Origin of the sequence: Okeania sp. KiyG1, assembly GCF_014132355.1 — a bacterium.
GTDB lineage: Bacteria > Cyanobacteriota > Cyanobacteriia > Cyanobacteriales > Microcoleaceae > Okeania.
The window spans coordinates 1-15,231 of sequence record NZ_BLZO01000149.1; the positions used below are offsets into that span (position 1 = coordinate 1).

The window sequence follows — 15,231 nt, forward strand, 5'->3', positions numbered from 1 at the left end:
CTTCCTCAGATGTAAACGGCGACAAAGCAGAAACCACCGCCATAAAAATCCATCAAAATGCTACAGCAATTAAAGGTAAAACTATGCTGCTGTGGGCAAATATCAAAGATACAGTAGCCTCACCTTATTTTCGGGCTATGCGAGTCAGCGCGATCGCTGATAGTGACAATGACGATATTATCAATGAATTTGAAAATATTCCCAGCTATCAAGAAATGTTCGGGGATTTGGACTATTTTGATTGCGAACATTGCCACTCTATTTACAGTCCAGCCGCCTATTTTGTTGATTTAATCAGGATTGTTGACCAATATATTACAGCTAAAAATTCGATACCTGAAGATTTAACACTCGATAAACGTCGTCCCGACTTAGCAAAAATAGACTTAACTTGTGAGAATACCAATGATTTAGTACCATCCCTAGAAATTATCAACAAAGTTCTCGAAAATCAATCTGTCTTTAGCGAAGATGCCTTAAAAACCCTTGCAACTGCAACTTATCCTTTCAATTTACCTTTTAACTTTCCCCTGGAACAAATTCGCAGCTATCTAGATAATCGCAAAACCAATCTTGCTTCTATCTATAAAACCTTTGATGCAGAGGAAGAAAAGGTAACTAGAGAAGAGTTAGGACTTTCTGTAGAAGAATATCAAATCATCACCACCTTAGAAAGTGAAGCAGATAAACTCAGCAAATTATATGGAGTTGAAAATATTCAAGTAAATGACAAGGGAAATCTTGAAGAAGAATCGTTTCAGGAAATTATTGGCAAAATAGGACTTTCAGTTCCAGAAATATCCGAACTTCTCTATCAAAACCTGAGTGACGAAGAACTTAAAAACGGGTTAGGGGATAAATTTTTCATCAATAATAAAGGTGATGCCGCCAGCATGACCTTTATAGAAAAATTAGACAGAATTAATCGCTTTGTGCGCCTTGCTAAAAAACTCAATTGGTCGTTTACCGATTTAGATTGGGTACTCAAATCTCTGAACAGCACCGAGATTAATACCCAGACAATTATCCAAATAGCCAAAATAAAACAAGCCCAAACAAAATATAAACTTCCCCTTGATGTTTTATGTAGCTTCTGGTACGACATGAAAACTGTCGGTCAAAAGGATGCTCCTAAATCTCAACCCCTCTTTGATCGTATCTTTAATCATCCCCACGTTGCCAAAACCGAAGAGCAAATTTATCATCCTACCTATACAAATACAAACACAAATACAAATACAAATACAAATACAAATACAAATACAAGTACAAATAATCCACTTTATACAGATAGTGTCTCTAGCTGGACAATCGCTCAAGCAACGGACAGTGGCACCACAGCCAACCAAAAATTTAGTCAAACTCGATTAATTACCGCTCTGAAAATCAATGAGAATCAACTGGTGGAAATTGCTGAAGCCATTTGGGGTGAAAATGTCAATGTTGAATTAACTGTTGAAAATTTATCTTTACTGTTCCGCACTACTAAAATTCTCAAACTCTTAAGATTAAGCCTAGAAGACTATCAGATTCTCTTAAAAATAAATGACAGCAATATCAATCAGCCTAGCTTAGACAAATTTATTCAACTCGCCTCCCTCAATGAATGGCTAAAAACCTCTGGACTCAAACCTGCTGAACTTGACTACATAGTTAATCAAACCCCGAGCCAGAGTATTGAGAAATACTACTCCCATTTGAATTGGGATAACCTAGAAACAGAAATTCGTAACTTTGTAGAAGACCTGTGGTTACTCTCAACTCCTTTATTAATTACCCCTGCATCTCTGCTGAATGATGAGATTGAGATTACCCAACCAACAGCAAACCACATCTTCGATCGCTTAGTCGAAATAGGTGAGATTAAATTAGTTTCTCAGCAACCTTCCCCTTCAGAAACTGGTATTGCAGCAACTACAGTAGGTAGCATGACAATATTTGCAGGAGGACACGACCAGTATCTCACAGACCAAGGTAGTAATACCGTAGATATTTATGACGCCCATGAAAAAGAATGGTTAACACCCCAGAATGCAGGTCAACTTTCCCAATCTCGGTTAGGTGGTGCAGCAACAAGCGTGGGAACACAGGCAATTTTTGCTGGGGGTTACAGTAGTGACGAAGAAGATAGCGTCCGCGAGGTAATTGATATCTTTGACGCTATTACTAAAACGTGGAGTACCCAACCCATAGAGGAAACTACCCAAGAACGCTCCTTGAAACAGCGCAGTTCCATAGGAGCTACCAGTGTGGGTAATTTAGCCATATTTGCTGGAGGATATAGCCATCTCCTCTACTGTCGCACCGATGCAGTGAATATTTATGATGGCAGTCAAAAAACCTGGCTCAAAGAATCAGGTAAACTTTCCCAACCTCGCTCTGATCTTGCAGCTACTACCGTAGGCAACTTAGCAATTTTCGCCGGAGGTTTGAGTGATGAAGGGTTTAGTGATGTGGTTGATATCTACAATCCGGATGGACAAGAAGGGAAACAATGGACTACAAGTAAGCTCTCTGTAGCTCGCGATCGGATTGCAGCCACCACTGTCGGTAATTTAGCCATTTTTGCCGGAGGTTGGAATCAAGATGGTTATAGTGATGTGGTGGACATTTATGATGTCAGCACAGAGCAATGGGTTACTAAACAATTATCTCAGGGACGGGGAAATTTAGCAGCTACCAGCGTGGGTAATCTAGCCATTTTTGCTGGAGGTTATGGTGAACAAGACTGGAGCGATGTAGTGGATATTTATGATACTACTGACACTCGGTTACAATCCAAAAAGCTCAGTGAGCCTCGTAGTTTCCTAGTAGCAGCTAGTGCTGGCAATATGGTAATTTTTGCTGGAGGTTACAACCAGAAGCTTTGGAGTAAAACGGTTGATATCTATGATGTTCTCAGTAACACAATAATTCCTCAAATCTATGAACTTTCTCAACCACGCAGTGACTTAGCTGCAACTATCACTAGCCTACAAAGTAATCCGAGAACTGGTATTGTTTCAACTCGTGAGCTGACAACTTCTCTAAGCTCTCTCAATTTAGATGGAGTGGAAAATCCTCAAGCAGCTAAAGACTTTATCAAAACAACACTCAGCCAAATTTATGACGCTCAACAGCAGTTATTAGAAGAAAAACTGGCTTCTTTCTTGAAAATTGATGGGAGTTTGGTTACTTCTTTGCTCTACTCTAGCGTTAAAGCTACTAAACCCACCTCTAACCCAACCCACCCCCAACCCTCCCTGGAGGGGAGCAGGAGGGGAGCAGGAGTAATCCACCCCTAACTCAACCCACCCCCAGCCCAACCCACCCCCAACCCCTCCCTGGAGGGGAGCAGGAGGGGAGCAGGAGTAACCCACCCCTAACCAAACCCACCCCCAGCCCAACCCACCCCCAACCCTCCCTGGAGGGGAGCAGGAGGGGAGCAGGAGTAACCCACCCCTAACCAAACCCACCCCCAGCCCCTCCCTGGAGGGGAGCAGGAGGGGAATTGGAGGGGAACAGTTGGGGGTTTGGCAAAGTCTACTCACCCCCGTATCAAGAGCGAGTGGAGAATGGCAAACCACTCTTAGTACCTTAACCTATAGTTTGCGATTATCCCTGCTGAGTGAAAAGTTATCCCTGAGCGCAACTGAGCTAAAGAACATTGTTGACTATCCAGATGCTTACAATCTCACCAATTTACTAGAACTAACCTTGGAAGATGTTAGACACCTCAGTCAGTTTAAGCAATTAGTTAAAGAATTCAATGATGTAGAGGAGCGCTTCAGCGGCTACTTTTCCCTCCGTGAGGAAGAATTTGAGAATGCTGCTACCCGACTAGAGTCATTGGGGCTTTCTCCTGAAGAAAATCAGTTCTTAACCTCTGATTCTATAGGGGACTTAGCAGCTAGAAACAAGTTTTACGGCGTTGACATCTCTAGCGATTTTGGAGGATTAAGCGATCGAGAAACATTCCGCCAACAAAGTAAACTATCCACCGCAGAATAGGCATTTTTAGAAGAAAATAAATACCTTATTACTGAGAAGGTTGTTAAAGATGATCATAAAACTGAATTGAAAATCAGCAATCTTAGCGATCGGGTTTTAGACTATTTAAGTCGCTTTATTAGTCTTGCTCACAAGCTTGATTGGTCTTTTGCTGATCTAAGTTATGTACTAACTCAATTAAACTCTGGTGCTACAGAAACCATTGAGCAAATTAAGATTAATGATGACATCTTAGAAGCGATCACCAAAATTCAACCAATCACAAAACGTCTGGGAATTTCCCATCAAGACTATAATTTTATCACGGTTTCCCTGGTTGATAAGCCAGTTAAATTAGGCAAATTTTATGGACTACCCTATCTTTCAGAAAACCAAAACCATCTTGATTTCCTGGCGAATGTCGAGACTTTTCGAGAGCAACTTGATTTATCGGAGAAAGATTTCAACAGTCTGATTGCTGCTATCAATCAAGCAGGGTTATCCAGCGAACCTCTAGAAATAGTAGTAGAAAATAATCCAGAAAAAAGCCAAAAAATCAGCAACCTAACCTTAGAAAAATTAGATGTAATTCGTCGCTTTGTTTTCCTTGCTCGAAAAGTAAATTGGTCTTTTGAAACCCTAGCTTGGTTGTTAGTGACTGATAATACTACAGAAATTAATGGAGACTTTTTGCTAAAAATCAGCAAAATCAAACAAGTCGAAAAGAAATATAAGCTTCAGTTTAATCCCACTCAATATCAAACTTTATCCGATTTAATTAAGCCAATTAACAATATATCCTTAACCATCTCTAATATTTTCCGTGTCATTGCGCTCTCAGAATTATTCCAGACTACAGGATGGAAACCTAAAGAAGTTTTTGCTCATCTTGCTAATGCTAATAAAGGTTTAGATATCTTTAACTCTGTGCAAGATATTATCAAGCTAAAAAAAGAAATTGAGTTAAGCAACTCCACAGGGATTAAACTCTCATTCCTCCTTAAATTGAAAGAACTCAAAGATTTAACTGTAGCAGAAAATTGGCAGAAGTATAAAGAACTCGCTCAAAATCTCATCGAAATCACTCAAGCAAACTATGATGATGAAACCTGGGTGAAAATCAACGAAAAAATCGACATTCAACTTAATGAAGACAAACGAGATGCTTTGAGTGGTTTTGTCTTGTGGAAACAGAAAAAAGGCAACTTACGAGACTTATCTCAACATTTACTGATGGATGTGGAAACATCAGGAATTATCTCCACCTCTTACATCTTACAAGCTACCCTTTCCGTCCAGCAATATTTACATCGCTGTCGCATGGGTTTAGAACCTGGTGTAACTAATCTAAAGATTCCCGAAATCTGGTGGCAATGGATGATGAATTATCGGATATGGGAAGTAAATCGTAAATTTTTCTTGTATCCCGAAAATTATATCGATCCCAGTTTAAGACAAAACAAAACCCCGATTTTTAAAGAACTCGAAGACGAGTTATTACAATCAGAGATTACTGTAGATTCTGTCGAAACAGCTTATCGGAATTACTTTGAAAAATTTGCTGAATTAGCCAATTTAAAAATAGTCGAAAGCTACCGTTGTCATGCCCAAAATAATGAAGGTGACACCAACCCAGAAGACACATTATTTTTGTTTGGGCGTACCATTACTGAACCCTACATCTATTACTATCGCAAGTGTATTAAGCCAACGGCAAATAAGCCAACTTGGACAGCTTGGGAACAAATTGAACTGACAATTAACGCTGAGATTATCCGAGGTTGTCATGCCTTCAATAAGCTATTTATTTTTTGGGTTGAAACCACTCAAATAGAGAAGAAGCAAGACGACAAGTCTAGTTCCACGGAAACAAAAGCAACTATCAAGTATTCTTTCCAATACCAAAGAAAAGCAAATTGAAGAAGCAAAGGAAACCTTGAACTCTCTCAATGAAAGCCTAGCATCAGCACAACATCGGTATGACTATTACAGCAATCTGATCCAAAATGGGCTATCCATTTATGAGCAACAGGGTCAGGACCTGATGATCAGTGCATTAAATTTTCAATTAGCTGCCACTGGCTTACTTTTTGCATCCTCTCCTGCTCAGGGAATTCCTACCATCTTCGGATTCTCCAATGGAGGAATGCGCCCTGGGGAGATTGTCCGTGCTATGGGTGAAGCATCTCAAAACATAGCTAATGTACTAAATCAAAGCTCTGGGTTAGCTGATAAGATGGGTAGTTATGAACGTCGTGAAGAAGAATGGGAATTTCAGGGGCAATTAGCGGAAATTGACGTTCAGCAAATCGAATATCAGATAGAAGCCCAAAAGATTCGACAAGCTATTGCCGAACAAGAACTAAAAATTCACAACAAAAGCATCGAGCAAGCCAAAGAGATAGAAGACTTCCTCAAAGATAAATTTACCAACAAAGAACTATATCAATGGATGGTTACTCGCCTGTCTTCTATTTACTTCCCTACCTACAAGATTGCTTTGGATATGGCCATAGCAGCCCAAAGAGCTTACCAATACGAACTCAATAATAATGACACCTTTATCGAAGTTTCCTATTGGGACAGCTTGCATAAAGGATTGCTTGCTGGAGAAAGTTTAATGTTGGGCTTAAACCAACTGGAAAAAGCCTATATTGAGGGTAATTCTCGCTACCTAGAAATTGAGAAAACTATCTCCCTACTACAACTAAATCCCCAAGCTTTCCAACAATTGAAAGATACTGGAAAATGCGAATTTGAATTGAGTGAAAAACTTTTTGATTTCGACTTCCCTGGTCACTACTGTCGTCAAATCAAAACCATTGCTGTTTCCATCCCTGCAGTTGTTGGTCCCTATCAAAACATCAATGCAACCTTAACCCAAACCAAAAATGAGACACTGCTAAAACCCGATGTTAAGGTCGTCCAATTTTTACTTGGTGAAACTGATGAAATACCAGATACATCTATTCTGAGAAGAAATTGGCGACGTAATCAGAAAATTGCTCTTTCTAAAGATGTAAATGATACTGGGTTGTTTGAGCTTAATTTCAGGGATGAACGCTATCTACCCTTTGAAGGCACAGGTGCGGTTTCTACTTGGGAACTCAGTTTACCAAAAGCAACTAATCGCATTGATTTTTACAGCATTTCCGATGTGATTATTACCTTGAGTTACACTGCTTTAGATGGAGGGGATAAATTCAGACAAGATGTCACCAATTTAGAACCATTAAAAAAATATTCTGAGGCTTATTATTTTAACCTCAAACAAGCATTTCCAGGAGAATGGCATACTTTTTTGAATTCAAACACAGATACGAATTCACAAAAGTTGAATTTTTACATTTCAGAAGAGATTATTCCCCCTCACATCGAAGGTGCAAAACTTACAAGTCTAATCTTTAAACTTGATGCTCCTGATGTATCATCTAATCAATCCGTATCATCTAATCAATCCTTTGTAACTTTGGAAATAGCCAATGAACAAGCTCTGATAATTGATTTTGAGGTCAATAATATCGCTAGCATAGAAAATTTAAGTAATGAACAGTTTGCTGGTAATTGGGTTATTAATTTCGACCTAACTAATGTTCCCGGAAATTTGAAAAATAATGGATTTTTGAATCCTGAAATTGTTAATAATATCGAATTAATCTTGATTTACGAAGGGGAAGTAAGTTGGGTTAATTAGGGCTTGCTGATTAAATATTAAAGCAGTTTTTCAATGGGTAAACCACAGTTAAAAAGTTAGGTGGTAGGTGGTAGGTGTTAGGTGGTAAGCGAAACGAGGGCTGTAAATTCCACAATAGATGGCTGACTTTGTGGTCTACTCTAGTGAAAAGCGCTGTAAAGCATTGACTGATATTGGTTTTAGCATTTTAGAGTTGAAAAAAATTACCGGATAATTAATAATTATTAATTAAATAATTATGGTTAAAAGCCTCCCTTTTAAGGGGAAAAAAGCGGTTGAGGGATGGCGAGGTCTCAGAGTCATATCCAATCAACCAAGAGAAGAAATAATATTTCCTTATGTTCAATCAAGAACGGTTTTAACCAGAGATAATTATCAATTATCCATTATCAATTATCGATTAATGAACCCCTTTCAAAAAAAACTCAATTAAAGCTATACTAACAATAGTCAAACAAAATGCTTTGTCTATGAACCTTAAACGCAGAGAATTCCTTATCTTTCTAGGAGCTAGCGCAGGAACAATAGCCGTTGGTTCCTGTCAAAAACAATCATCTACTCCAGTAACTGAAGAATCCTCAATTAGTGGAACTTCTAATAATGGTATGAGCTTTCAACCAGTTAAAGGTCCAATGCCTTTAACAACGAATAATCAAGAATTCAATATAGAGAATTATACTAATTACGAAGTAGTAGATGATTTAATAATTCCAGAAGGTTTTACTTACGATGTTATTGGGTCATGGGGTGACAAAATAGGTGATTCACGTTTTGGCTACAATAACGACTATATTTCCTACATTGAAACTGGTGAAAATGAAGGATTATTAACTATAAACTTTGAATATATTAGTCCTTTGCCTTGGGTAACAACTTATCAAACAGTTATTGGTAAATCTTTGCCTTTTGCAGAATTGGCAGCATTTCAATCAGCAGAAAAATCAGGAATTAATCCTGAAAATTTAGTAGATGAAAATACTCTAAAAAAACAGATTATCGCCACAGCTAAAGAAGCAATGATTGATATGGGAATAGGTGTAATTTCCATAGGTCGCGAACCCGATGGAAAATGGGTAAGAACAAATTCAAAATTTGACCGCAGAATAACAGGTATTTCAGGATTAGAAGACGGGCGTTATTTAAAATCAACTGGACCCGCAGTAGCAGTATTTAAGAAAAAAGGCAAAGGTTATGACGATAAATTAGGCGATCGCATCATCGGTAGTTTTGCTAACTGTGCAGGTGGGACTACACCTTGGGGAACAGTATTTAGCGCCGAAGAAAATTTTCAAAGTTATGTAGTAGAAGCAGTATATTCTGATGGTACTTCTGTTGACCCGACCAAAGAAAAATCTCTCTTTATTGGTGAAGGAGGAGTAGTAGGTCTGGGAAGTGCATTTGGTTTAGCTGGTAATAAGTATGGTTGGATGGTAGAAGTAGACCCAGCTAACCCTGACGACTATGGTACAAAACATACTTGGTTGGGTCGTTATCGCCATGAAGCAGTAGGTATTAGGGTAGAAACTGATAAACCATTAGCATTTTATTCCGGATGCGATCGCCGTAGCGGTCATCTATATAAATTTGTCAGTAAAGGTAAAGTAAAAGACCCCACTGATAAAGCTAACTCTCAACTTTTGACAGATGGAATGTTGTACGGGGCTAAGTTTAATCCTGATGGTACAGGTAGTTGGATTCCTCTGCAAGCTGATACTCCCGTGAATCCAGATTTACCAGAAGTCCACGTTAACAGTATGATTAATCTACCCCAAAGACCTGATGGTGGTAGCTTCAAAGCCATAACTGCTCAAGAAGTAGAAAGGTTTAAACAGAAATATAAAACTCTGGGGGAACTGTATGAAGGTAATGCTGAAGAGAAACAAGGAGCTATTCTTATTGATGCTCATTTAGCTGCTAATGCTGCTGGTGTTACTTGTACCGCACGTCCCGAAGATACTGACGTAGATAAAAATGGTAATTTATTTATTGCCTTTACTTCTGGGTCTCCCAGTAAATCTGATGGCAGTCCAGACAAACGTATATTTAAAGGTCCGGATGGTGAAGCTTACGAATTTGGTTGGATTATGCGTTTGACCGAGGATGATAATCAACCAGATGCTATGACATTTAGTTGGCAAATGTTTGCTACTGGGGGCGAACCTATGGAGGGTGGACTAGGATTTTCTAATCCTGACAATTTAGAATTTGATGAACAGGGTAATCTGTGGATGGTGACAGATATTAGTACCAGTAAGCATAATAAAACAGTGCCTATGAATCGAATGGGTAAGGATGGCAAACCAATAAACCAATCTACTCTTTGTGGTTTATTTGGTAATAATTCTATCTGGTATATTCCCACTTCTGGTCCTAATGCTGGAGAAGCTTATTTATTTGGAATAGCACCAACAGAAAGTGAAACTTGTGGGCCTTTCTTTACCAAAGACCAGAAAACCTTGTTTTTAGCTATTCAACATCCAGGAGAATATAACGGCATTCGTCAGAATATGGCTTCAGAAGCTCGTCAGTTGGCAATGAAAACCACAGATGGTTCAGATTTTGTCCAGACTCGTACCGTGCCTATGGGGTCTAATTGGCCAACTAAACAAGTTAACGATCCTCCGAGACCTTCAGTTGTAGCTATTCGTCGATTAGATTCAACACCGATTACTTAATAGCAGGGAACAGGGAACAGGGAATAGTGGGAAAAACATTTCCCTGTCTGAGATTCATCATCACTCTATGTCCTCTCGCTCCATTTTTGTTTGATAGAAATTGAGAAACTGAAAAAGGATAAATAGTTATAAGTTGGTCGTTAAATCGATTGACACTCCACGGACTAAAGTCGCGTGGATTCTTCAGAGGAGCTATAAATCGGGTTAAAACCACGATTTTCACATTGCTCGTTTACGAAGTATGCCTTCAGGCAAAACAACCACATTGCCAGTACCGTACCGTAGTACGTATACAGCAGCAGTCCACGCTTACGGTGTCAATTGCCACTACTCTCTCCGGCCAAAAGGCCATTGAGGCTACTTTTTCAGTTATTCATTAATAATAACACATTTTTTTGACTACGGGTTAAAACCCGTCAAGTCGTTTCCATCCACCGCTTAAAAGACGGTGGTTTCCCACTTACCGAATTTTTATGATGATTTTTTAATTTGACGTTATTATTTTAATTTCATATTTTACTATCAGTTTGTCTTACTATTCTTTTCCTGCTTAGTTTTTGGCTTTTTTTCAGAATATTTTTTTCTGAAAATTAGGTTGCAAATTGTCAAATTAGGTGTAAAATTTGCGACGAGACCGTAATTTTTACCTAAAAAACACAGGAGCATAAAAGCCATCGTCCTTTAAGCGATGGATCAAAGGCGAGGAGTCGGATTTTAATCCGAAGTGTTTTATCTTACAAAAGCAAGCAGAAAGCAGTAGGGGCGAACGGCCGTTTGCTTCGCATAACTATCGTTAACGCCCTTACTTAAGCAGACTGTGTAGGGGGACAATTTCATTGTGCCCAAAGAGTATATCTTTGGTCAGCTAAGAAGAGATGGATCAAGACGGATTTATCTGTGTTGCGTAGTATCTACTTAGAATCCCCTCGGCAACAGCTGCGGGGAGTAGTCAAAAATCAAGGAAAAATCTAATTTCTAAGGTAGCACCTTAAGCTCATCTCTTGTAAACAAACTGTATATACAGACAAAATAACTAAACTGTGATATAGAGAAGAAAATAACGGTTGAGCTTTTCGTAAAGAAATACTTACGCCTTCCTCAAAGGCTGGAAATTAAATTACAGCATCGCTCGATCGCTAAACCAATCTCTAACATTGTCAAACGACTTTTGCAGTTGGCCATTTAAAACTTAATATCAAAAAATATTAAGACTTATTCAAACATTTGTTTTTCGTAAAACAAAAACAAATATAACGCCCTAGTCTTGATATATCAAAACAAAAGTAGAAATGCGGTTGGCTTGGCCGTGGATGCCTGTGGATGAGTAACCGCCGACGGCCTCAGTTGTTAGCGCAGCGTTGCGTCAGCAAAGCAGGAAGTAAACAGCCTCCTACGGAGGAGCTACGCTATCAGATTGTCACTTAGTGTGACGGTTTGTATAAGTTTTATCAAGCAGATGTCAGTATAAAGTTAGGTATTCCTGGCTGAGTCAAAATTGGTGTGAGGGTTAGTAAATATGACAAGACTTATCTGGAAAACTCTAAAACACAGTCCTAGTGTTTTGAGCGCAGCATTATTAATGGCAGGTTCAGCGATCGCTGCTGAAGCTCCTTTACAGACTTTAGGAAGTGGCGAAAATTCTGTAAATCAGAACTTAGCCCAAGGTACGATAGAAAATCCATCTTCCTTTGAAATAGCTCAAATAGATATTCGCTCAATGCCCATGGATGACCCCTCACTGGCACCAGTGGGAGTATCAGACTTGGAAGATGGAGAGTCACTCGATCAGGTAACATCTGTAACTCAGTTATCAGATGTACAACCTACAGACTGGGCATTCCAAGCACTACAATCCCTGGTAGAGCGTTATGGTTGTATCGCAGGTTATCCTGATGGGACTTATAAGGGAAATCGAGCGATGACCCGTTTTGAGTTTGCTGCAGGTTTGAATTCTTGTTTAGACCGAATTACAGAATTAATTGCGGCGGCAACTGCTGACCTAGTAACTAGAGAAGATTTAGCAGTTTTACAAAGACTGCAAGAGGAATTTGCAGCAGAATTAGCTGCTTTGCGAGGACGAGTAGATGCTCTAGAAGCTAGAACAGCAGAACTAGAAAATAATCAGTTTTCCACTACTACCAAACTTAACGGAGAGGTTTTGTTTTGGTTGAGCGATACCTGGGGAGAACAAGCTCAGAGACGCGGAGGATCTGGCGGGAGTGAGGAAGACGAAACTCAGACAACCTTTGGTTATCGGGTTCGTTTGAACTTCGATACCAGTTTTACAGGAAAAGACCGCTTAAGAACTCGTCTACAAGCTAATAACATTCCTAACTATAGCGGTGGAAATTTGACCAATACTTTAATGACTCGTTTAGGTACAGATAGTAGCCCAGATGATGATATTTCCATTGGTAAGTTGGCCTATCGTTTTCCTATACTGGATGGTAGGGGTAGAATAGAACTAGCTGCTACAGGCTATGGTATTGATGACTTTATCGGAGTTATCACACCTCTAGAAAGTAGTGGTGCTGGTGCTATTTCCAGATTTGGACGATTCAACCCTATTTATTATCGTGCTCCCTCTGATGCTGGTGTCAAGTTTGCCTACGCTTTCAATGATGCAATTCAACTAACTGTGGGTTATGCTGCACCAGATTCCGAAGATCCTCAAGAAGGTAGAGGTGTTTTTAATGGTGGATTTAGTGGATTTGGCCAGGTTACAATTGAGCCAAACGACAGAATTGCTTTTCAACTGGGTTATTTGCGTGCCTATCATCCGAAAGACGATGTCAACTTGACCGGAAGTACAGGTAGTTTTTTAGCCAGAGATCCTTTTGATGGTAGAGCAACTACCGCAGACGTTGTTAACTTTGAGGCTCAATGGAGAGTTACTGATGGCTTTCAGATAGGTGGTTGGGGCGGTACTTTATTTGCCCGTCCTGAAGATAATGATGATACTGATGATATCACTATTATTACTGGTGCTTTGACTTTAGCTTTTCCAGACCTACTGAAAGAAGGTAGTCTAGGAGGTATTATTGTTGGTGTCCCACCAATTGTTACTGATGGTGGTGATGATGATAGTTTGAAAGATGATGATACTTCAATACATATAGAAGCTTTTTATCGCTTCCAAATGAACGATAATATAGCTATTACTCCTGGTGTATTTGTGATTACAAATCCTAACCACATTGAGGATAATGACACTCTTTGGGTCGGTACTTTAAGAACTCAATTCAGGTTCTAAAACTTTGAATTAACCAGAAGAAATATACAGCAGATTCTACTATAATTTTGTTGTCGCCATTAAATTTGGAAGCAGATAAAGAGGCAAAATTAAGCCGATTTTAAATCAATTACAGAGGTGAGGCATCCCTTGGTAGGTCAGTCAATGTTCTCATAGAGAAGTCGCGCTCGTAGCCTAAACTGATTACAAGAATCAGTGTGGGAGTATGTCACAATAGTTTTAACCCCTTAGCTAGCCTTTAGAAGTGCTGATAATCAAGCTGAGGGGTTTACTTTTTTAAAATCTAAATGTATAGAAATTGAAAATTTTAAGAGAGTGTTTATTTAATAATTATTAAACCATGTAGTGGACTGATACAGCTAAATTGTTGCAATACACCTTTCCAGAAAAGAGGGACTAGGGAGTAGTAGGGATTTTGTATGCAACGTCCCTACAGAATAGACGGAAAGAATTAGTAATTTTTGTACGATGATTAATTTTATTTTTATTATTTGGAGATGTTTAATACCATTTTGAAAAAGAATGTTACGAATAATAAGAGCTGATTTATGAACTGAGTTGAAACTCCTTTCTAGCATGGGTTTGTGAAAAATTATGCCCTAGGGGCGATCGATAGTGTCGAACCCTTACACTGTAAAGCATTTATCCTCTTAATATTTACTTTATAAATCAGATCTAAGTGCGATATAAAGACTTTAGAGGAGATGTTCTTTTGACAAAAAAAGAGAATATCCTAGGTCAAAACTGGTATTGAATCCATTACCATACGACTCCTGACTCCTGACTCCTGACTCCTAATAAATAACCTAACTATTTGTAACAAAGATTTATCAAATTGGTATAATACCATTTCTCAAAAACTGTTCTACATTTGATTGAGTAGGGGAGTGGAGGAGAAGTAAAAAAAAGAATAATTAACATTAACAGGACTCAAAGTAGCAAAAAAGTTCTTCTACATAAGTTAATTACTTAATAACTGAAGTGTTACCTAAGCACCAATAATCTAATACTTAGTTCTACAAAGGCCTACATTTTTAGTTGTGAAATAGATTTTTATTTCTAGGTGTTTTGATCTCCCCTACTCCCCTACTCCCCTACTCCCTGTACGGACGCCCTTATGCAACGTCCCTACCTACTCCCTGACCTATCCGTGTATCCGTGCCATAATCCGTGTGAGCCACTCCCCATCACCCATATATAGTCATTCCAGTTAAGATTGAGACAAAGGTTTCTTGCCTTGAAAGAGTTTCAGCTAAAAAAGTGTTCCAGTCTTATTCAGAATGACTATAGATCCCAAATGAGTTCTATAGGCAGAAATATAAAATAAATCGAATTATTATATTCAAAATAGTTGCACTATTGTGTAAGAAGTGCTAATCTTCTTGGTAAAAAAGATAACTATGTCTGCTGTATCTAATTATTCAGAAATATTTTGAGTCTATTGATAGCTCTAGTGAGACTTAGACATACTTTATCTAATATCTAAATTATTGTTACACTCAAGGGCGATACTTAACTTGTCTTTTTTCAGGATAAGTTTTGTGTAAAAACTACTAGGAATAATTTTATGGAGAAAAATATTCTACTTGTTTATGCCGTATCTTAGAGAATTTAAGCCCTTAATTCTCTAGTGCTGGAAT

6 protein-coding genes are annotated in these 15,231 nt (G+C 38.7%); all 6 read left to right on the forward strand.

Annotation, left to right across the window (positions count from 1 at the left end; genetic code table 11):
* On the forward strand, positions 1-3,284 hold a 3,284-nt coding region (locus SAGCYANO_RS34295; RefSeq protein WP_202224139.1), incomplete at its 5' end, for a Tc toxin subunit A.
* A 220-nt stretch (positions 3,285-3,504) separates the two neighbouring features.
* Complete coding sequence (locus SAGCYANO_RS34300) at positions 3,505-3,990, forward strand: hypothetical protein (RefSeq protein ID WP_202224140.1); 486 nt, start codon at positions 3,505-3,507, stop codon at positions 3,988-3,990.
* Between the two features lie 66 nt (positions 3,991-4,056).
* Positions 4,057-5,889, forward strand: coding sequence for a neuraminidase-like domain-containing protein (locus tag SAGCYANO_RS34305; RefSeq protein WP_202224141.1), 1,833 nt, complete (start codon positions 4,057-4,059; stop codon positions 5,887-5,889).
* Positions 5,890-6,013: 124 nt separating this feature from the next.
* Entirely contained in the window at positions 6,014-7,663 is a 1,650-nt protein-coding gene (locus tag SAGCYANO_RS34310) for a hypothetical protein (RefSeq protein ID WP_237396968.1), read from the forward strand.
* A 470-nt stretch (positions 7,664-8,133) separates the two neighbouring features.
* Positions 8,134-10,338, forward strand: a complete 2,205-nt coding sequence (locus SAGCYANO_RS34320) for a PhoX family phosphatase (protein WP_202224144.1) — start codon at positions 8,134-8,136, stop codon at positions 10,336-10,338.
* Between the two features lie 1,516 nt (positions 10,339-11,854).
* On the forward strand, positions 11,855-13,591 hold the full coding sequence (locus tag SAGCYANO_RS34325; RefSeq protein ID WP_202224145.1) for an iron uptake porin: 1,737 nt from the start codon (positions 11,855-11,857) through the stop codon (positions 13,589-13,591).
* The last annotated feature ends 1,640 nt before the right edge of the window (positions 13,592-15,231 follow it).